The organism is Caulobacter sp. FG7, assembly GCF_057808875.1.
The window spans coordinates 141,932-161,598 of the sequence record NZ_JBMDIW010000001.1; the positions used below are offsets into that span (position 1 = coordinate 141,932).

The following is a 19,667-nucleotide window of genomic DNA, read 5'->3' on the forward strand; positions in this document are numbered from 1 at the left end:
GTGTCCGACCGCTCTGGAGCCCGCCCATGTCCGCCTCGTTGATCACCAAGCCCGGCCTCATGATCCCCTCCGGCGGTTACAAGCCCTTCCGCTATCCGTGGGCCTACGACTTCTGGAAGAAGCAGCAGCAGGTCCACTGGATGCCCGAAGAGGTGCCGCTGGGCGAGGACCTCAAGGACTGGGCCGTCAAGCTGAACGACAAGGAGCGCAATCTGCTGACGCAGATCTTCCGCTTCTTCACCCAGTCCGACGTCGAGGTGCAGGACAACTACATGGAGCGCTACGGTCGGGTGTTCAAACCGACCGAGGTGAAGATGATGCTGGCCTCGTTCGCGAACATGGAGACGATCCATATCGCGGCCTACGCCCTGCTGCTCGAGACCATCGGCATGCCCGAGACCGAGTTCTCGGCGTTCATGGAATACGAGGCCATGAAGGACAAGCATGACTACATGCAGACCTTCGGCGTCGAGACCAACGCCGACATCTGCCGGACGCTCGCCATGTTCGGCGGCTTCACCGAAGGCCTCCAGCTGTTCGCCTCGTTCGCGATGCTGATGAACTTCCCGCGCTTCAACAAGATGAAGGGCATGGGCCAGATCGTCTCGTGGTCGATCCGCGACGAGAGCCTGCACTGCGACGGCATCATCAAGCTGTACCACGCCTTCAACAAGGAAACCGGCGCGGTGACCAAGTCGGTGGCCGACGACATCGTCGACTGCTGCAAGCACGTGGTGGGCCTGGAAGACAAGTTCATCGATCTGGCCTTCGAGGCCGGCGACGTGCAGGGCATGGTCCCCGACGACATCAAGCAATACATCCGCTTCGTGGCCGACTGGCGCCTGCGCCAGCTGGACCTGCCGGAAGTCTACGGCGTCAAGGACAACCCGCTGCCGTGGCTGCAGGCCCTGCTGTCGGGCGTCGAGCACGCCAACTTCTTCGAGGCGCGCGCCACCGAATATTCCAAGGCCGCCACCAAGGGCCAATGGCACGGTTCGGACGGCGTGTGGTCGAGCTTCGAGGCCATGCTGCAAAAGCGCACGGACGTTCCGGCCGAGCACTGAGTCTTGCTCGAGTAATCGACCCGACTTTCGACCATGCGTGGCCCTCGTCCTTCGACAAGTTCAGGATGAGGGCCATTTCGTATGCCCGCGACGCTTCACTCGAAACCTCACCCTGAGCTCGTCGAAGGGCGGGGGTTCGTCGCCGGGCGGAGGGAGAGCATTCCATGCGCATCGCGGTGATCGGTCCCGGCGCGGTCGGCGGAACCCTGGCGGCGTGGCTGGCCCAGGCCCATGAGGTGACCCTGTGCGCCCGCACCGCCTTCGAGCGGCTGGCGGTGGAGACGCCGCAGGGGCCGCTGGTCGCCAGCCCGACGGTGCTGATCGATCCGGCCGCGGCTGCGCCCGTCGACTGGGTGCTGGTGACGACCAAGACCTATGACGCCGCCGGCGCGGCCGCCTGGCTGGCGGGGCTGGTCGGGCCGGACACCCGCGTGGCCGTGCTGCAGAACGGCGTCGAGCACGTCGAGCGCTTTGCTCCCTACCTGCCGGCCGAGCGGATCACGCCTGCGGTGGTCGACATCCCGGCCGAGCGCACGGCGCCGGGCGTCATCCACCAGCGCCGGATGGGCTGGATCAAGGTTCCGGCCGGAGAGGCGGGGCAGGCCTTTGTCGCCCTTTTCGCCCACACGCCGATCGAGGTTTCGACCACCGGCGACTTCGCCACCGTCGCCTGGAGCAAGCTGGCCCTCAACTGCGCGGGCGCGGTCAACGCCCTGACCCTGAAGCCGGCCGGCATCGCCCATCGCGACGACGTCGCCGCGATCATGAAGAGCCTCGTGGCCGAATGCGTCGCCGTCGGCCGGGCGCAGGGCGCGGACCTTCCAGACGACCTGCCAGAGCAGGTGGTGGCCGGCTATCGCGCCGGGCCCGCCGACGGGATCAACTCGCTGCACGCCGACCGTCTGGCCGGCCGCCCCATGGAGATCGACGCCCGCAACGGCGTCATCGTTCGGAAGGGCGCCGCCCATGGCGTCGCCACGCCGGTCAACGCCATGGTCGTGGCGCTGCTGGAGGCGGCGGGGGAAGTCTAGCTCTTCAGGAAGCCGCCCAGCAGGTCGCCGACCGCGCCGCCCAGGCCCTCGTCGGGCAGCTTACCGCCGGGGGTGAGCTTGTCGACCAGGCCCGGCAGGATCTCCGACAGCTTGGCCGCCGCGGTCTGCGGGTCGACGCCCAGCTTCTCGGCGAACTGGCCGACGACGCCCGAGCCGAGCACGGCCTGGATCTGTTCGGGCGAGACGGGCAGGTTCTGGCCGCTCGACACCCACGACTGGGCGACTTCGGAAAGGCCGCCCTTCTGGAAGGCGTCGACGAGGCCGCCTACCCCGCCGGTGACGCCCAGGCTCTTGACGGTCTCGGCAAGGTCGCCCTGGCCGCCCAGCGCGCCCATCAGATTGTCCAGCAGGCTCATGTCTCGCTCCGCTCGATCGTCGCTTGGCCCGCTGCGGGCCCGCCCGACGTGACGGGGATTAAGCGCCCCTCCAGGATGCTTGGCGAGTCGGCAAAGGAAAAGGCGCGGACCTTGCGATCCGCGCCTTTCGCGTGTTCGGCCTCGCGCCGGATGCGTCTTACGGACGGTCCTTCTTGGGGATGGCCGCCACTTCCTCCGGCGTCAGCTTGGTGATGGCCTTGGCGCGGATCGGCATGGCGAAGCCGGTGCCGTCGGCGACGCGCAGGTCCAGGTCTAGCGGGCGGCAGACGGTGTCGATGCCGCGCACGTTCGAGACCAGGAAGCTGCCCGGGGCGGTCAGCGAGTTGGTGCCCCACGACAGGTCCACGCGATAGACGTCGCGGTTGCGGATCTTCATGTAGAGCGTGTTCTTGTCGGGAGCGCTCCAGCCCTGCCAGTCCGACAGCTGGAAGCACTCGCGCGGGGCCTTTTCCGCGGAGGCGGCCTTTTCGGTCGCCAGGGCCGGGCCCGCGAGAAGCGCGCCGGCCAGGCCGGCCAGGGCGATGGTTTTCAACTTGACCATTGCGTTTATCCTCACAGTCCCTCGCGCGAAAGATTGGGCCTGGAAGCCTCGCCGTCAATGGTCAAGTCGCCCCATTTTTGCGCGCGAAAGGGGCGTTTTACGTCGTTGCGTTTTGATTTGCGCCGAGTTCGGAGGAGTTTCGCGCGTCCGCTGCGACACCCTTCCTCGCTTTCCTGGGCCTTGTGCCCAGGATCCAGGGTTCAGCCTGCTCAGACCTTTCGAGCACGACCAAGATCTGAGCAGCCGCCGGCATGGGCCCTCGCCACAAGGGCGAGGGAGGCAGGGTAAGGGAGCGCGCAAAAGAAAAGGGCGGGACCGCGAGGTCCCGCCCTTCTCATGTTCGCTTGGCGAGGAGGATCAGGCCGAAGCCTTGGCCAGTTCCGGATCCACCTCGTCCAGCTCGCCCTCCCACTTGGCGACGACGGCGGCGGCGACGGAGTTGCCCACGACGTTGGTGGCCGAGCGGCCCATGTCTAGCAGGTGGTCGACGCCGAGGACCAGGGCGATCCAGGCCTCGGGCAGGCCGAAATAGGTCAGGGTGGCCATGATGACCACGAGCGAGGCGCGCGGCACGCCGGCGATGCCCTTGGAGGTGACCATCAGGAGCAGCAGCATGAAGATCTGCTGCTGGATGGTCAGGTGCACGCCGTGCGCCTGCATGATGAACATGGTGGCGAAGGTGCAGTAGAGCATCGAGCCGTCGAGGTTGAACGAATAGCCCAGCGGCAGGACGAACGAGACGATGCGGCGGCGCACGCCCACCTTGGGCAGGCTGTCGAGGATGCGCGGATAGGCGGCTTCGGACGAGGCGGTCGAGAAGGCCAGCAGGGCCGGTTCGCGGATCACCCCGAACAGCGGGATGGCGCGCTTGCCCAGCACCACGAAGGCGGCCAGGAACAGCAGGCCCCACAGGGTGGCCATGGCGCCGTAGAAGCCCAGCACGAACTTGGCGTAGGTGCCCAGCATGGCCAGGCCCTGGGTGGCGATGGTCGAGGCCAGGGCCGCGAAGATCGCCAGCGGGGCCAGCTTCATGACGAAGCCGGTGACCTTCAGCATGATCTGGGCGCATTGCTCGACCAGGTGCAGCACCTGCGGGGCCTTGTCGTCCAGCGCCGCCACGGCGGTGCCGACGAACAGCGAGAACACCACGATCTGCAGGATCTCGTTCTTGGCCATGGCGTCGAAGATCGAGGTCGGCACCAGGTGGGTGATGAAGCCCTTCAGGGTGAAGGCCTCGGTGGTGGCGGCCTGCTTGGTGGAGACGGCGGCTTCGACGAGGTGCAAGCCGTGGCCCGGCTGCAGCAGGTGGACCATCAAGAGGCCCAGCACCAGCGACACGGCCGAGGCGCCGATGAACCAGCCCAGGGTCTTGGCGCCGATGCGGCCCACCGCGGCGGCGTCTTCCATGTGGGCGATGCCGGCCACCAGGGTGGTGAACACCAGCGGCGCGATGATCATCTTGATCAGCCGCAGGAAGATGTCGGTGATCAGGCTCAGGCCCGAAGCGGCCGACTTGGCCCCCGCCGCGTCCAGGAACTGGTTGCACCCCCAGCCGACGAGCACCCCCAGCACCATCGCGCCGACGATCAGATAGGCGAAGCGTTTGTTCATAGGGTCTTCCGTTCCCCCTCGACCGCGTGGCGACCGGGCCTGCTGAAGCGCCCTCCCAGCAGGCGCATTCGTTTCGTGGACACCCCGAGCGGGGGCATGTGGCGCCCCTTTTGGCCGAGCGGGAAGGCTTCGTCCATGCCTGCGGCGTCACAAAGGCTTCAGTCTTGGGGCGCAGGCTGGCGGCGCCCCGGTCTGGTCAGGCTGCGGCAAGGCTGATATAGGACGCCATGTCTAACCAAGAAAAAGCAATCGCCGTCGTCGAACGGCTCAACTCCGAATACGAACGCGCCGTCGAGGCGCTGCGCACCGCCCTTCGGGCCTATCTCGAAAATGGAACCCGCCCCGACCCGCAGATGCGGTTCGACGGCTCGTTCACCTATCCCGAGCTGCGCCTCACCTACGATCCCGAGGCCCTGCCGCCGAAACTGGCGCGCGCGTTCGCCCGGGTCAGCCGTCCCGGCGTCTACTCGACCACGGTCACCAAGCCGGCCCAGTTCAAGGACTATCTGGTCGAGCAGCTGACCCTGCTGATGGACGACTTCGACGTCGAGATCGAGATCGCCCGCTCCGAGCAGGAAATCCCCTATCCCTACGTGCTGGACGCCAGCATCGACCTGAACCAGGCCGATGTGCGCAGCGAGGACATCGCCCGCTTCTTCCCGACCACGGACCTAGCCTTCATCGGCGACGAGATCGCCGACGGCGTCTGGAGCCCGGTGCTGGAAGAGACCCGGCCGCTGGCCTTGTTCGACGGCTTGCGCACGGACTTCTCGCTGGCCCGCCTGCGCCACTACACCGGCGCTCCGGCCGAGCACGTGCAGCCGTTCATCCTGTTCACCAACTACCACCGCTATGTGGACGAGTTCGTCCGCTGGGGCGTGGAGCAGCTGAAGAAGCCCGACAGTCCGTACACGGCGCTATCGTGCTCGGGCGGCGTGGTGGTCACGGCGCAGACGCCGAACGCCGAGCAGGCCATTGCGGATGGCGCCTGGCGCAAGCACCAGATGCCGGCCTACCACCTGATCGCCCCGAACGGTCAGGGCGTCAGCCTGGTCAACATCGGCGTCGGCCCGTCCAACGCCAAGACCATCTGCGACCACCTGGCGGTGCTGCGCCCGCAGGCCTGGCTGATGATCGGCCACTGCGGCGGCCTGCGCGACACCCAGACCATCGGCGACTACGTGTTGGCCCACGCCTATCTGCGCGACGACCACGTGCTTGACGTGGTGCTGCCGCCGGAGATCCCGGTGCCGTCGATCGCCGAGGTGCAGCGGGCCCTCTACGACGCGGCCAAGGCGATCAGCGGCGACACCGGCCAGGAGCTGAAGAAGCGCCTGCGCACCGGCACCGTGGTCACCACCGACGACCGCAACTGGGAACTGCGCCACAGCCTCTCGGCCCTGCGCTTCAACCAGAGCCGCGCGGTCGCCATCGACATGGAAAGCGCCACCATCGCCGCCCAGGGCTACCGCTTCCGGGTGCCGTACGGGACGCTGCTGTGCGTGTCGGACAAGCCGCTGCACGGCGAGATCAAGCTGCCGGGCCAGGCCAACGCCTTCTACGAGCGGGCGATCAGCCAGCACCTGCAGATCGGCATTCTCACCTGCAAGCTGCTGCACGAGGAAGGCCCGAACCTGCACTCGCGCAAGCTGCGCGCCTTCGACGAGCCGCCCTTCCGGTAAGGGCGGGCCCTAACGGCGCCAAGCGAAACCCTCGCCCTTCGACAAGCTCAGGGCGAGGGTTTCTTTTTGCGTTGCGGATCTGGTCCTCACCCTGAGCCCGTCGAAGGGCGAGGGTCACGCACCGTGCGACCCTACCGGGGAGCCATGAAGGCGATCGGGATCGTCACCATGCCGCCGGCGGTGGGCTTGCCGTCCACGGTCTTGGGCTGCATGCGGAAGAACTGGCTGAGTTGTAGGGCCGCGTCGCCGAACGCATAGGGGCCTTCGCTCTGGCGCAGCACCTCGCAGTTCTCCAGCGTGCCGTCGATGGCGACGCCGCAGGTGATGAGCGCGCGGCCCGAGGCCTTGGCCGCCATGGCGTCGGCCGGATAGTAACGGGCCAGATCGTTGGCGTCGGGCTTCTGGATCCAGTTGGGGCGTTCGACGATCGGCTTGGGGGTCACCTCGGGATTGGCGGCCCAGACGCCGCCGGCGGCGGCCGAGGCCAGCAGGGCGACGAGGGCCAGGCCGGCCTTGCGGCGCAGCGGGGTGAGGGAGGCGGCGTTCAGCATGGTCAGTCTCTCCTTCAGGGGATGGGGCCCCGTCGCCGGCCAATGGCAGCCGAGCGGGGCGGTCTTGGCCGTCAGCACCGTGCTGAGCAGCGTTTCGGCGTAGAGGCGGCGGGCGTGCGGATGGCGCGCGATCACCGCCGCGTCGCAGGCGATCTCCTGGTCGACCCGCAGGGCCCGGGCGGCGAGGTGGACCAGCGGGTTGAACCAGCACAGGCATTGCAGGGCCACGACCAGGCCGTTGATGGTCGCGTCGCCCCGGCGCAGGTGAACCTCTTCGTGGGCCAGCACCAGGGTGCGGGCCTCGCCCTCGAAGCGTTCGGCGAAGTCGGCCGGCACGACGATGCGGGGACGCAGGGCGCCCAGGACCAGAGGTCCGGCGTCGACATGCTCGCCGCGCAGCACGCCGGGGGCGCCGTCCAGGGGCGTCAGCCGGCCGGCGGCGCGTACGAAGCGGTGTTGCCGCAGGGCCAGCAGGCCAAAGGCCAGCGCCGCGCCGATCGTCCAGACCCATACGGCGATGTCCGTCAGGCTGGCCATCTGCTGGGTGGTCCGGGCGGCGGCGGCCAGCGCCTTGGGCGCCAGTTCCACCGTCTGATAGAAGGTCATGGCCGTGGGCGCGCGGACCGGGATCAGGCTGACCAGGGCGCACAGCGGCGCGGCCAGCCACAGGGCGTAGGCGGCCAGCGGGCCGAGCCGTCGGCGGACCGGCTTGCGCAGCAGCATCACCGCGACGATGGCGGCGGCCAGGGCGAGGTTGGTGCGGACCAGCGCCTCGACGATGTCGCCGCTCATTTGGAGATCCTCTCGACCAGGGCCTTCAGCTCGGCGACGTCCTCGTCCGACAGCTTGCCGCCCTCCGAGAACTGGGTGACCAGCGGGGCCAGGCGACCGTCGAACAGTCGGTCGAGCAGGCCCTGGCTCTCGGCCTGCACATAGTCGCGGCGACCCAGCAGGGGGCTGTAGAGATAGCGGCGGCCGTCGGGCTGGGCGGCGATGGCCTTCTTCTTCAGCAGCCGGCTGATCAGCTGCTTGACGGTGCCCTCGGTCCAGCCGTTGGGCTCGCCGACCTCGGCGATGATCGCCTCGGAGGTCAGCGGCTGCTTCCGCCACAGCGCCTCCATGATGACGCTCTCGGCCGAACTGATCTTCATGGCGCTCCTCCCGATCGATGACGCTTGTCAACGATGGCGACGTTGACAGCTGTCAACGGAGTCGTCAATCGGCGTTTTCCTAAAGCCCTCTCCCTATGGAAGAGGGGGCTTCTTCACCGCGACACCCTATCCAGGAACCCCACGATCCCGGCCGCCAGGGACGGCTCCATCACCGCGCTCATGTGGTCGCCGGGCACGCGCTGGGCGCGGCCGTCGGGCAGCATGCCGGCCAGGGCCTCGGCCGAGCCGTTGTCGTCGTCGCGCTGGCCGGCGATGACGAGGGTCGGGACGTCGATGCGGGCGATATCCTCCGCCGAGGTCGGCACGAAGGCGTTGAGCACGCCCAGCATGGCCTCGGGCTTGAGGTCGCCGGCGGCCATCATCGCTCGCACGCGGCGGCCGGCGCGGGGATCCTTGGCCTGGTCGCCGTTGCGGATGGCGTCGGCGAACATCGCCGCCCGCTCGCCCGCGCCCATCAGGCCCGTGGCGCCCATGCCCGCCAGCACCAGCCGCTCGGGCCGCGCGCCGCGCACCATCATCCGCACCGCCGTGCGCGCGCCCAGCGAGTAGCCGACGAGGTCGTAGTCGGTCAGGTGCAGGTGCGTGACCAGGGCCTGCTGGTCCATGGCCAGCACGTCGGCGGGCCAGGCGGCAGGGTCGCTGGGCGCGTCCGAGCGGCCGTGGCCGCGCAGGTCGGGGGCGATCACCTTGCGGCCAGCGCTGACCAGGGCCTGGGCGATGCCGGGCAGGAACCAGTTGCCCTCGGCGCTGGCCAGGAAGCCGTGCAGCAGCAGGGTCGGCCACCCCTCGCCCAGGGTGCGGTAGGCGATGGAGACGCCGTCGAAACTCTGGAATCGCTGGACCGGGAGCATGGCGGCACAATCTGCGCGGACGCACCATTCGTCCAGAGTCTCGATTTCGTCGCAGCCTGGGACTACATGCACGCCCATGACCCGTCACATCCCCCTGCAAGGCGTCGAGAACTTCCGCGATTACGGCGACTACGCCGCCGGGACGGGCCGGCTGAAGAAAGGGCTGCTGTTCCGCGCCGCCCACCAGGCCGACGCCACCGACGCCGACCTCCAGGCCCTGGGCGGCCTGGGCCTCGTCACCATCGTCGACCTGCGCCGCGCGCCCGAACGCCAGCGCGAGCCGTCGCGCCGCTGGGCCGGCTTCTCGGCCCAGGTGATCGACAACGACCTGGGCGGGCAGGGCGACGATCCCTGGCAGACCTTCCTGCGCGGCTGGGACTACGCCGAGGCCGACCTGCGCGGCTACATGGTCGAGTCTTACCGCCGCAAGCCGTTCACCCCGCGCCACGTCGACCTGTTCACCCGCTACTTCGCGGCGCTGGCGGAGGGGAGGGGGCCGGTGCTGATCCACTGCGCGGCCGGCAAGGACCGCACGGGGCTTCTGGCCGCCCTGACCCACCACCTGGCCGGCGTGTCGCGCGACGACCTGGTCGAGGACTACCTGGCCACCAACGATCCAGAGCGCTACGCCCGCATCGGCGAGCGGATCGGCCGCTACCTGGCCGGCTACACCGGCTCGGTCCCGCCCGAGGCGGCGATCCGCGCGGCCCTGGCGGTGGAGGGGGAATACATCCTGGCCTCGATCGAGGCCATCGAGGCCGCCCACGGCTCCATCGACGCCTATCTGGAGACTGTGCTGGGCGTGGACGGCAAGGCGCGCGAGGCGATCCTGGCGCACATCCTGGCTTGACGGTATTTAGGTTGGGCTTGGCTTCTCTATCCGCCCAGTTCCGTTGCAGTGCGTACAAGGGATACGTGGCGCTTCAAGGATGTTCATGGAGGGAATACTATCGAAGGGCCCTTCCTCGGTGCCTTCGCCATGACATTTCGGGCAATAGATTTGTTCTTGAACCATGCGACAGGATGTCGGGTTCATCTTCAAACGCCAAGATGAAACTCGCTAACGGCGCGTGACAAAATGGCAGTAGCGGTCAATGACTATAGAGGCCGGCCATGACTCGACGGAAGTGTATCTGGAGATAGTGCCGGGCATGACGTGGTGCTCAAGCTCGCGGACCTGCGCCCGGGATGGCGACTGAAACCGGCGGTGAGCATTGCCGGACAGTTGGGCGATTTTCGCGTCTTGATGAAGAAGGCGTGACAAACCGGTGTTCGCGGGCGAGGCTCAGCTTCAGGGCCGCGTCAGACGGCCCGCAGCAGGGCGGACACCATGAGCGAGGTCTTGGACGGCGCGCCCGCGCGCCTGGGCGCCGAGTCGAAACCGGCGCGAAAGCCGCTGACCCGAGGCGGATGGTCCTGGGTGCTGCACCAGGGCTCGCGCGACGTCTATGTGGTGCTGGTCACCATCTACATCTTCGCTCCCTATTTCTCCGGCGTGCTGGTCGGCGACCCGGTGCGGGGCCAGGCCCTGATGGCCCAGATCGCCACCACCTACGGCCTGATCGTCGCCCTGACCGCTCCGATCCTGGGCGCGGCGGTCGAGAAGTACGGCCCGCGCAAGCCGCTGGCCGCGACCTTGCTGACCCTCATGCTGCCCGCGCTGATCGTGCTGTGGTGGGCGACGCCGGCCGGCGGGCTGCCGCTGGCGGCGACGGCCGGAGCCCTGATCGTGCTGGGCGTGGCCTATAACTGGGGCGACGTGGCCGCCAACTCGCTGCTGCCGCGCGCCGCCGCCGAACCCGGCCAGGCCTCGCTGCTGTCGGGCCTGGGCTACGTGTTTTCCAACGGCCTGTCGGTGCTGATGCTGATCCTGATGCTGTGGGGCTTCGTGCTGCCGGGTCAAGTCGACTGGCCGGGGATACCCAAGACGCCGCTGCTGGGCCTGTCGACCGGCCATCATGAGCCCAGCCGCCTGTCGGGACCGCTGTCGGCCCTGATCATGGCGCTGGGCGCGATCCCATTCCTGCTTTGGACGCCGGACGCGCCGCGCACCGGTCTTGGCGTCGGCGCGGCGCTGAAGGCCGGCCTGGCCTTGCTGCGCGACACCTTCGCCAACCTGAAGGGCCACCGCGACGTGGCCACCTTCCTGGCCGCGCGGATGCTCTATTGCGACGGCATGACCGCGCTCCTGGTGTTCGGCGGCCTGTTCGCGGCGGGGGTGATGGGCTGGGGCGCGCTGGAGATGCTGGTCTATGGCGTGTCGCTGAGCCTGGTCGGCGTGCTGGGCGGCTTCCTGGCCCCCAAGCTCGACCGGGTGCTGGGGCCCAAGCGCGCCGTGCAGATCGAGATCGCCGGTTGCCTGGCGGCGCTGATCTGCCTTCTGGGCATGCGGCCCGACCGCATCCTCTACGTCTTCGCCTACGACCCGGCTGGGCCGGCGGCGTGGGACGGGCCGATCTACCGCACCCTGCCCGAGCTCTTCTATGTGGGGCTGGGTCTGATGATCGCCATCTGCGTCACCGCTCAGTACGCTTCGAGCCGCACCCTGCTGGTGCGCCTGGCGCCGGCCGACCGCACGGCGGCGTTCTTTGGGCTCTATGCGCTGTCGGGCACGGCGACGGTGTGGCTGGGCTCGGCCCTGGTGGCGGCGGCCACGACCCTGTTTCACAGCCAGGTGGCCGGCTTCGTACCGATCGTCGCCCTGATGGCTCTGGGCGCGCTTGGCCTGTTCGCCGTGCGCGGCGGCGGGCGCGAGGCTTGAGGCTGTAGCCGCCAGCCGCGCGCGGCGCTATCACCCGCCGATGCGCGACGTCGCCCTCATCGCCGCTCCGTGGCGGGACCCCCTCTGGGCCGCAGCCCCCTTCCGGGACGAGCCGTACGCCTGCGCCCTCCTGTCCGGCGGTTCGGGCGAGCGGTGGTCGTACCTGCTGCGCGCGCCCGACCAGACCCTGACCCTAGAACCCGAAGATCGCCGCGATCCGTTCGCGGCCCTGGCGGCCATGGTCGGCCCGGCCCTGCCCAGCGATCCCGAAGGCCCGCCGTTCCAGGGCGGGGTCGTGGGCCTGGCCGCCTATGAGCTGGGCGACCGTATCGAGGTCCTGGACCTGGCGCGCGGCGACTGGCCCGACCTGGTCTGCGCCCGCTATCCGGCGTTGCTGGCCTTCGACCACCTGCAGCGCACGGTCGTCGCCGTCGGGCGCGGCGTGGGAAAGGCGCAGGCGGAGAGCCGCGCCCGCGCCGCCCTGGCCTGGCTGGACGCGCCGGCCCGCGATCCTTTCGAGGGCCGGCTTTGCGAGGCGCTGGAGGCCGAGCCGCCGGCCGCCTATGAGGCCGCCGTGGCCGACGTGGTCGAGCGCATCCTGTCGGGCGAGATCTTCCAGGCCAACATCGCCCGCGCCTGGCGCGGCCGCTTGGCGCGGGGCGCCGACCCCTTCGATCTGTTCGCCCGGCTGCGTAGCGCCAGCCCCGCGCCGTTCGCCGCCTGGCTGCGCCTGCCCGGGCGGGCGATGGTGTCCAACTCGCCCGAGCGGTTCCTCAAGGTGCGAGGCGGCGAGATCGAGACCCGGCCGATCAAGGGCACGCGTCCGCGCGGCGCCGATCCCGCCAGCGACCGGGCCCTGGCCTTCGAGCTGTCGGACAGCGCCAAGGACCGGGCCGAGAATCTGATGATCGTCGACCTGATGCGCAACGACCTGGCCCGGGTCAGCCCGCCCGGCTGCGTGCGCACGCCGCAACTGTTCAAGGTCGAGACCTTCGCCAACGTTCATCACTTGGTGTCGACGGTGGAGGGGCGACTGAAGCCGGGCCTGGGCGTTTCCGACCTGCTGCGGGCGACCTTCCCGCCGGGCTCGATCACCGGCGCGCCCAAGGTGCAGGCGATGAAGGTGATCGCCGGCCTGGAGGGGCCGCGCGGGCCCTATTGCGGTTCGCTGTTCTGGGCCGGCTTCGACGGGGCCTTCGAGTCCAGCGTGCTGATCCGCACCGTCGGCCTCGTCGAGGACGGCGACGGTTGGGCGCTGGAGGCCAAGGCCGGGGCGGGCATCGTCGCCGACAGCGACCCTGTGTCCGAGCGGTTGGAGACCGAGGCCAAGATCGACGCCCTGCGCCGGGCGCTGACGGGGGAGGGCGCATGATCCCGCTCAATGATCGCGGCCTGCTGCTGGGCGATGGCCTGTTCGAGACCCTGCTGGCGCTCGACGGCGAGGTCCGTCATGTCGAGGCCCACCTCGACCGCATGGCGGCGGGCTGCGCGGTACTGGGCCTGCCGGCGCTGGATCGCGACCGGGCGCGGGGCTTGATCCTGGCTGCGCCGGACGGGGCGGGGCTGACCTCTGGCCGCGCCGCCGTGCGCCTGACCCTGACCGCCGGCTCGGGCGGGCGCGGGCTCGACCGGCCCGAGGCGCCGGCCTGCGTGCTGCTGGCGTCGTGCGCGCCCGCGCCGCCGGCCGGCGCGCCGGCCCGGGCGGTGGTCGCCTCCGTCCGTCGCAACGAGGGTTCGCCCGCCTCTAGGCTGAAGACGCTGTCCTATCTCGACAACGTGCTGGCCCGCCGCGAGGCGCGCGCGGCCGGCGTCGACGAAGCCCTGATGCTGAACAACCAGGGCTGGCTGGCCTGCGCCTCGGCCGGCAATCTGTTCTGGCTGCAGGGGGAGACGCTGTCGACCCCGGCCCTGGGCTGCGGCGTGCTGGCCGGCCTGGCCCGGGCGAGGGTGATGGCCGCAGCTGGAAGCCTGGGGCTGGAGGTGCGCGAGGTTCATGTCGGCCTCGAAGCGCTGGCGAGCGCCGACGCCGTCTTCCTGACCAACAGCCTGACCGGGGTGCGGCCGCTGGTCCTGCTCGACGGCCGTGGCGTGGGCGAGGACCCGCGCGTGGCGGCGCTGGCCGTCGCGGCCGGCTAGAGCCCTACTTCACCCACTCCACCGTCTCGGTGCGGCGGGGGCGCAGATAGTAGGTGCGCTGGAAGGTGAACGAGGCGTTGTTGAGGCTGACGGTCGGCTTGTAGTCGTAGCTCGTCGTGCTGACGATGACGCTGCTGCTGACGGGCAGCACGCTGTCGGGCACGTTGGTGACCACGGCCGCCGCCGCCGGGCAGTTGGTCGGGCTGTTCTTAGGCGAGACCCAGGCCACGGTGTCCTTGCCCTTGGTGTCGGAGGTCACGCTGTAGAGGCACAGGCGCATCGGCGTGGCCGGGAACGGCTTCATGACGGCCAGGCTGATGTTGTAGATGTCGTCGACCCGCGCCTGATTGATCTGGCCGTTCTGGGCGGCCATGTCGCCGATCAGCGAGGTGGCGTGGAACAGGCGTCGCTGGGCCATCATCGCCTGGGTCAGTTCGGCCAGGCCGAAGTAGAACAGCAGCAGCAGCGGCGCGAGCAGGGCGAACTCGACGGCGACGGCGCCGCGAACGTCGCGGGCGAAACGCTTCGGGGCGGGGCTGTGGCGGCGCGGGATCATGTGGGGCAGCTCACGCTGGCGGCCGAGCTGCTGTTGTAGGGCTCGTTGGCGAAGGCGGTGGTGAAGCCCAGGGTCGCCTTGCCGTTGGCCGTCTGCATGACCGACGCCATCAGCGGCGTAATCAGCGGCCAGTCGTAATAGGCGCGCACGACCACCAGCGAGCTGGGGCCGCCCGGATCCCAGCACGGGGTGTTCGGCGTGGTCAGGCCGCTGCTCGAGGTGAAGGTCGACACCGTGCGCACGTCCACGCGCAGGCGTCCGGCGCAGCCGCTCTGCAGCCAGCTCATGCGCGCGCAGACCTTGCTCTTGAAGGCGGTGGTGGAGTTGTCGCTCGAGGTCTGGACCTGGCCGGTGCGGATCTCGCGGCCGGCGTCGATGACCGCGTTCTCCAGCACCATCGAGGCGAAGAAGATCAGCGCCAGCTCGATCAGCCCGAAGAACAGCAGCAGGAACGGCGCCAGCACCAGGGCGAACTCGACGGCGGTCGCGCCGTCTTCGGCGCGCGCGAAGCGGCCTAGCCGGCGACGGCCGGCCAGCTCCAGGCGAGCTTTCAGCGAAACGGGAGGCTTCCCCATGCGGCGGTCCGAGTTTGCGACTGGGGGGACCATAGCCGCCGCTCCCTAACCGCGCCCTAACCGACCGGCGCGCGCACGCACGCGTACGTGCGGCCTATTGCTTCAGGGTTGGCCGGGCGCCGGCTGCGGGGTGGTCGGCTCGGCGGCGGTCAGGGCGATGCAGCGGCTGTCGCAGGCGTAGGCCGAGGCGGCCGAGCCGCGCTGCACGGTCACGGCGTCGGCCGAGACGTCGGTGACCAGCACCTGGCCGCCGGCCAGCGAGCGGCCCTGGGCGTCGAAGGCGAACAGGGTGGTCACGCCCACCCGCTTGCCCAGGATCACCAGGGTGCGGTCGTTGACGACGCTGACATCGGCGATCTGCGGATCGCCGACGACGATCTCGCGGGCCGATCCGCTCAGCGGAATGGTGGTCGCCTGGCCCGCGGCCACGGTCATGGTGCGCGGGGCAGGGGTGGTCGGGGCGGCCGCCTGGGCGGCCACGGCGGCGCCGCAGAGGCTGAAAAAGGCGGCGATGGCGAGCGAGAGGCGGCGCATGGCGGTCCTGTCGGAGCGAAATCTGTGACCTCACCCTGACTAAGAATGGTCAATAAAGAACTAAGATGGGCCGGGGTGCGACAAGCTGCGCATTCTCGAATCCCTTGAGCAATAACGGATTTTTGCTCCAGAATTGCCACGTAGTTAAGCGTTGGTAATGGTAAATTCAAATAAACCAAAAGAAAAATCGCGAGAAAGTCTCGATGTTTACTGGCGATTAATCGAGGTGGGCGAAATTGATCGTGTTTTCGGGGGTGAACAAGTCGCCATGGCTTGCCGGCCCAACCAAGTTTTCTCAGCAGGAGATCAAGTCATGTCGAAGTTTGTCACGCGCTTCCTGAAGGACGAGTCGGGCGCCACGGCCATCGAGTACGGCCTCATCATCGCTCTGATCTCGGTCATCATCGTCGCCGCTTTCGGCGTCCTGAAGGGCGGCCTGGATAGCGCCTTCAAGGGCACCGCCGACACCCTCAAGAACCCGAACCCGTAAGCTGCGGGCCGGAAGGGGAGACGTCCAATGGCTCGGCTGTTCGGTCGCTTCCTGAAGGACGAAAACGGCGCCACCGCTATCGAGTACGGCCTCATCGCCGCTCTGATCAGCGTCATGGTGGTCGCCGTCTTCCCCCTGCTCGGGCCGCCCTTGGAGGCGCTTTTCAAAGGGACGGGCGACCGTCTCGAAAGCGCCGGCCACTAAGGGCGACAAGCCGAGAGGCTGCTAAGTCAAGGGTCGCGACATTTCGATGTCGCGGCCTTTTTCTTTGCCCGCCGAACTGACGTCTTCTTGCGTCTCCGGACGGTATAGTCTGGAAACCATTGCTTCATCGGCGGCCACTAGACTGGCGAACGTTCAGGATCGAGAACCGCCATGCAAAGCCTGCAAATCCTTCCGCTGATCGTCTTCGCCGGCCTGGCCGTCGTCGCCGGCCTGAAGGACGCCACCAGCTACACCATTCCCAACTGGATCTCGCTGGCGCTGGTCGCGGCCTTTCCGGTCGCCGCCCTGGTCGGCGGCGTCGGCTGGGCGCAGGCGGGGCTGTCGCTCGCGGTGGGTTTCGGCCTGCTGGTGATCGGCATGGTCATGTTCGCCCTGCGCTGGGTGGGCGGCGGCGACGCCAAGCTTCTGGCGGCCTGCGCGCTGTGGATGGGCGTTTCCGGCATCGCGCCGTTCCTGCTGACCACGGCCCTGGCCGGCGGCGCCCTGACCATCGGCCTGATGAGCCTGAGGTCGGGATGGCTGGCCCCGATGATCGCCGGCGGCCCGGCCTGGGTGCGTCGCCTGGGCGACAAGGAGGGCGACATTCCCTATGGCGTGGCGATCGCCGCCGGGGCCCTGGCGGCCCTGCCTCACAGCGTCATCGGCCAAGCTTTGCTCAACTGATCGCGCGGGGCTCCCGGCTTTCGGGAGCCCGCGTCAGGCTGTCGCGGCCGGAACCCGCATTCCACGGGGCTTCCTTTAGCGGCTGTTAACCATGGGCGCCGCAGTTTGCGATGCGGCCAGAACGGCTGTTCGATCCCTGCGTCCGGCGGAGTGAAGCTCTCCAGGCGCGCCGAACCCGTCCTGCCGACGCCAGAGCTCCGCCGCGCATGAACCCTGTCAGAGTCATCATCGTCCTGGTCGCCGCCGTTTCGGCGATCGGCCTGGCCGTGCTGATGCAGAAAGCCATGGGCGGCAAATCCGCCAAATCCGAGGCCGTCGCCTCGGCGCCCGGGGCGCCGACGCTCGACGCCAAGCCCATGACCCTGGTCCTGGTCACCAAGCGCGACCTGGCGATCGGCACGCGCCTGACCAAGGACGACGTCGATTGGAAGGCCTGGCCGGCCGACGCCGTCAGCCCCGTCTACATCACCAACGGCGCGGCTCCGGTCGAGCCCCAGGGCGCGGCCAAGGTGGTCAAGACCGCCGCCGAAGCCACCGGCGTGCTGGGCGGCGCTCCGCCCGAGGCCGCCGTCGAGGGCGCGATCGTCCGCGACCCGCTGCTGGCCGGCGAGCCCATCGTGCCGCGCAAGATCGTCCGCGGCGGCGAGGGCGGCTACCTGTCGGTCGTGCTTTCGCCCGGCGCCCGCGCCATGGCCGTTCCGGTCACCTCCGAGACCGCCGCCGGCGGCTTCATCCTGCCCGGCGACCGGGTCGACGTGCTGATGAGCCGTGACGCGTCCAATGGCGACGGCAAGCAGGTGGTCGCCGAAACCGTGCTGCAGAACATCCGCGTCCTCGCCCTCGACCAGGCCACCGCCGCCGAGAAGGACGCCAAGACCATCGTCGCCGCCACGGCCACCCTCGAGGTGCGCCCGGCCGAGGCCGAGGCGCTGACCCGCGCCAAGGCCAGCGGCCCCGTCACCCTGGCGCTGCGCGCCTATACCGACCTGGGCGGCCCCTCCGGCGTCGCCGCCCCGACCCAGGATTCCACGGTCATCCGCATCAATCGCGGCGGACAGACCTCCAGCATCGCGGTGCGCCCATGACCCGCCGGTTCGCCTCTCTCTCGCTCTGCGCCTCGCTCGCCGTCCTGACGGCCCTGGCGCCCGCCGCGTCGGCCCTGGCCGACGGCTATGCCGGCGACCGGGTCTATCGCCCGACCCGCGCCGCGCCGCGCGCGCCGGCCCCGGTCGTGACCTACGCCCCGCCGCAGGTCGCCGACCAGGTGCTGCGGGTCGACCTGACCGCAGGTCCCGACGCCCGGGTGCTGAACCTGCCGCGCGGCAAGTCGGCGATCATCGAGCTGCCGGTCGACGTGCGCGACATGCTGGTGACCAACCCGCAGGTGGCCGACGCCGTCCTGCGCAACCCGCGCCGCATCTATGTTCTGGGCGTGGGCAAGGGCTCGACCGACGCGGTGTTCTTCGACGCCGCCGGCCGCAAGCTGCTGACCCTGGCCATCCGCGTCGACGAGGACGCCGGCCTGCTGCAGGACACCCTGCGCAAGGTGCTGCCGGACTCGCGCATCGAAGTGCAGCCGGTGCGCGACAGCGTGATCCTGACCGGCACGGTCGCCAACGCCGGCGACTCCAGCAAGGCCGCCCTGGTCGCCCAGCAGTTCGTGGGCAAGCCCGAGCTGGTGGTGAACATGCTCAGCATCGCCGGCAAGGACCAGGTGATGCTCAAGGTGCGGATCGTCGAGGTCCAGCGCAGCATCATCAAGCAGCTGGGCGTCTCGACCAACAACCTGCTCAACGATGGCTTCAAGACCTACAGCCTGGGTCGTGAGAACACCTTCGCCGTCAACGGCGGCATGGTCGGCGGCCTGAACGCCTGCTACGGCCGCAACAACGTCCGCACGACGAACTACTCCAACAACGCCTCGGTCACCAACCAGGGCAGCGTGACCAGCGGCAACACGACGTCCAACGGCAGCTCGGTCTCCACGACCGTGGAATCCACCGACCCGCTGACCGGCACGGTGACCACTACGACCACCACGAGCGCTGGCCCGACGTCGACGACCGGCACGAGCAATTCGCTGACGGGCATGATCTCCAGCGCCGCCAGCACCGCCTACAGCATGGCGACCGGCAACAACCTCAACGCCTGCCTCCAGGCCTTCGAGCGCGTCGGCCTGATCCGCACCCTGGCCGAACCCAACCTGACCGTGGTGTCGGGCGAGGCCGGCAAGTTCCTCGCCGGCGGCGAGTTCCCGGTTCCGACCGGCAGCGACGACACGGGGCGCGTGACCATCGAGTTCAAGCCCTACGGCGTGGGCCTGGGCTACACGCCCGTGGTGATGTCGGGCGGCCGCATTTCGCTGAAGCTGTCGACCGAGGTGTCGGAGCTGTCGAGCCTGGGCGCCTTCACCGTCGGGTCGGGAACCTCCTCGACCCTGGTGGTCCCGGGCCTGTCGGTGCGTCGCGCCGAGACGACCGTCGAGCTGCCCTCGGGCGGCGCGCTGATGATCGCCGGTCTGCTGCACCAGCAGACCAAGGAGAACATCGACTCCCTGCCGGGCATGACCTCGCTGCCGATCCTCGGCTCGCTGTTCCGCTCGCGCGACTACCTGAACGGCGAGACCGAACTGGTGGTGATCATCACCCCCTACATCGTCGATCCCACCCGGCCGCAGGACCAGCAGACGCCGGCCGACGGCCTGCAGATCGCCGGCGACATGAGCACCGTGCTGCTGGGCCGCCTGAACAAGGTGGTCAAGGCCCCGCCGGGCGCCAACTCCGAGCGGACCTACCAGGGTCCGGTCGGCTACGTGATCGAATGAGG

At 69.2% G+C, this 19,667-nt stretch carries 21 protein-coding genes; 12 read left to right on the top strand and 9 right to left on the bottom strand.

The genetic code is table 11. The features are described from left to right. Positions 1-26 precede the first annotated feature (26 nt). Together ACODR1_RS00710 and ACODR1_RS00715 are read left to right on the top strand one after the other, a co-directional pair. Entirely contained in the window at positions 27-1,064 is a 1,038-nt protein-coding gene (locus tag ACODR1_RS00710; protein ID WP_101715996.1) for a ribonucleotide-diphosphate reductase subunit beta, read from the top strand. 164 nt (positions 1,065-1,228) lie between these two features. Beyond that, a complete protein-coding gene (locus ACODR1_RS00715) occupies positions 1,229-2,095 on the top strand; it encodes a 2-dehydropantoate 2-reductase (RefSeq protein ID WP_488878733.1) in 867 nt (288 codons plus the stop codon). On the opposite strand, the gene ACODR1_RS00720 is transcribed toward ACODR1_RS00715, so the two are convergent. From ACODR1_RS00720 to ACODR1_RS00730, 3 genes are all read right to left on the bottom strand, one after another. Then, positions 2,092-2,472 carry a YidB family protein gene (locus ACODR1_RS00720; protein WP_116569170.1) on the bottom strand — a complete coding sequence of 127 codons (381 nt, stop codon included), beginning with the start codon at positions 2,470-2,472 and terminating at the stop codon, positions 2,092-2,094. The genes ACODR1_RS00715 and ACODR1_RS00720 overlap by 4 nt on opposite strands. Positions 2,473-2,629: 157 nt before the next feature. After that, positions 2,630-3,034: a DUF6491 family protein gene (locus ACODR1_RS00725; protein WP_488878734.1), complete on the bottom strand. Its 405-nt coding sequence runs from the start codon at positions 3,032-3,034 to the stop codon at positions 2,630-2,632. A 357-nt stretch (positions 3,035-3,391) separates the two neighbouring features. Continuing rightward, positions 3,392-4,645, bottom strand: coding sequence for a dicarboxylate/amino acid:cation symporter (locus ACODR1_RS00730; RefSeq protein ID WP_488878735.1), 1,254 nt, complete (start codon positions 4,643-4,645; stop codon positions 3,392-3,394). A gap of 227 nt (positions 4,646-4,872) precedes the next feature. Here ACODR1_RS00730 and ACODR1_RS00735 point away from each other — a divergent pair, with 227 nt between their 5' ends. Beyond that, positions 4,873-6,327 (top strand): AMP nucleosidase, encoded by a 1,455-nt coding sequence (locus ACODR1_RS00735; RefSeq protein WP_488878736.1) that lies wholly within the window; start codon positions 4,873-4,875, stop codon positions 6,325-6,327. A gap of 131 nt (positions 6,328-6,458) precedes the next feature. On the opposite strand, the gene ACODR1_RS00740 is transcribed toward ACODR1_RS00735, so the two are convergent. From ACODR1_RS00740 to ACODR1_RS00750, 3 genes are all read right to left on the bottom strand, one after another. Continuing rightward, entirely contained in the window at positions 6,459-7,670 is a 1,212-nt protein-coding gene (locus tag ACODR1_RS00740) for a TonB family protein (RefSeq protein ID WP_488878737.1), read from the bottom strand. After that, positions 7,667-8,029: a BlaI/MecI/CopY family transcriptional regulator gene (locus ACODR1_RS00745; RefSeq protein ID WP_488878738.1), complete on the bottom strand. Its 363-nt coding sequence runs from the start codon at positions 8,027-8,029 to the stop codon at positions 7,667-7,669. Before ACODR1_RS00745 ends, ACODR1_RS00740 begins: the two co-directional genes overlap by 4 nt. Before the next feature lie 113 nt (positions 8,030-8,142). Beyond that, entirely contained in the window at positions 8,143-8,901 is a 759-nt protein-coding gene (locus ACODR1_RS00750; RefSeq protein WP_488878739.1) for an alpha/beta fold hydrolase, read from the bottom strand. A gap of 76 nt (positions 8,902-8,977) precedes the next feature. Here ACODR1_RS00750 and ACODR1_RS00755 point away from each other — a divergent pair, with 76 nt between their 5' ends. From ACODR1_RS00755 to ACODR1_RS00770, 4 genes are all read left to right on the top strand, one after another. Next, positions 8,978-9,751, top strand: a complete 774-nt coding sequence (locus ACODR1_RS00755) for a tyrosine-protein phosphatase (RefSeq protein ID WP_488878740.1) — start codon at positions 8,978-8,980, stop codon at positions 9,749-9,751. 480 nt (positions 9,752-10,231) lie between these two features. Beyond that, positions 10,232-11,662, top strand: a complete 1,431-nt coding sequence (locus ACODR1_RS00760) for an MFS transporter (RefSeq protein ID WP_488878741.1) — start codon at positions 10,232-10,234, stop codon at positions 11,660-11,662. A 40-nt stretch (positions 11,663-11,702) separates the two neighbouring features. Continuing rightward, the gene (pabB, locus tag ACODR1_RS00765) at positions 11,703-13,034 is read left to right on the top strand and encodes an aminodeoxychorismate synthase, component I (RefSeq protein ID WP_488878742.1); all 1,332 of its coding nucleotides are present in this window, start codon (positions 11,703-11,705) and stop codon (positions 13,032-13,034) included. Next, positions 13,031-13,798 carry an aminotransferase class IV gene (locus ACODR1_RS00770; RefSeq protein ID WP_488878743.1) on the top strand — a complete coding sequence of 256 codons (768 nt, stop codon included), beginning with the start codon at positions 13,031-13,033 and terminating at the stop codon, positions 13,796-13,798. Before pabB ends, ACODR1_RS00770 begins: the two co-directional genes overlap by 4 nt. A 4-nt stretch (positions 13,799-13,802) precedes the next feature. Here the strand turns inward: ACODR1_RS00770 and ACODR1_RS00775 are convergent, their stop codons facing one another. The 3 genes from ACODR1_RS00775 to ACODR1_RS00785 form a co-directional block, all read right to left on the bottom strand. Beyond that, positions 13,803-14,354, bottom strand: a complete 552-nt coding sequence (locus tag ACODR1_RS00775) for a TadE/TadG family type IV pilus assembly protein (RefSeq protein WP_488878744.1) — start codon at positions 14,352-14,354, stop codon at positions 13,803-13,805. Further along, a complete protein-coding gene (locus ACODR1_RS00780; RefSeq protein WP_488878745.1) occupies positions 14,351-14,929 on the bottom strand; it encodes a TadE/TadG family type IV pilus assembly protein in 579 nt (192 codons plus the stop codon). The genes ACODR1_RS00775 and ACODR1_RS00780 overlap by 4 nt, the downstream gene beginning before the upstream one ends. Positions 14,930-15,031: 102 nt before the next feature. Further along, entirely contained in the window at positions 15,032-15,463 is a 432-nt protein-coding gene (locus ACODR1_RS00785; RefSeq protein WP_488878746.1) for a pilus assembly protein N-terminal domain-containing protein, read from the bottom strand. A 313-nt stretch (positions 15,464-15,776) separates the two neighbouring features. On the opposite strand from ACODR1_RS00785, the gene ACODR1_RS00790 reads away from it, so the two are divergent. The 5 genes from ACODR1_RS00790 to ACODR1_RS00810 all read left to right on the top strand — a co-directional run bounded on the left by ACODR1_RS00790 (position 15,777) and on the right by ACODR1_RS00810 (position 19,665). Beyond that, positions 15,777-15,953 (top strand): Flp family type IVb pilin, encoded by a 177-nt coding sequence (locus ACODR1_RS00790; protein WP_488878747.1) that lies wholly within the window; start codon positions 15,777-15,779, stop codon positions 15,951-15,953. Between the two features lie 27 nt (positions 15,954-15,980). After that, complete coding sequence (locus tag ACODR1_RS00795; RefSeq protein ID WP_488878748.1) at positions 15,981-16,157, top strand: Flp family type IVb pilin; 177 nt, start codon at positions 15,981-15,983, stop codon at positions 16,155-16,157. 171 nt (positions 16,158-16,328) lie between these two features. Further along, entirely contained in the window at positions 16,329-16,841 is a 513-nt protein-coding gene (locus tag ACODR1_RS00800; RefSeq protein WP_488878749.1) for an A24 family peptidase, read from the top strand. Between the two features lie 206 nt (positions 16,842-17,047). Continuing rightward, positions 17,048-17,926: a Flp pilus assembly protein CpaB gene (cpaB, locus tag ACODR1_RS00805; protein WP_488878750.1), complete on the top strand. Its 879-nt coding sequence runs from the start codon at positions 17,048-17,050 to the stop codon at positions 17,924-17,926. Further along, on the top strand, positions 17,923-19,665 hold the full coding sequence (locus ACODR1_RS00810) for a type II and III secretion system protein family protein (RefSeq protein ID WP_488878751.1): 1,743 nt from the start codon (positions 17,923-17,925) through the stop codon (positions 19,663-19,665). Before cpaB ends, ACODR1_RS00810 begins: the two co-directional genes overlap by 4 nt. The last annotated feature ends 2 nt before the right edge of the window (positions 19,666-19,667 follow it).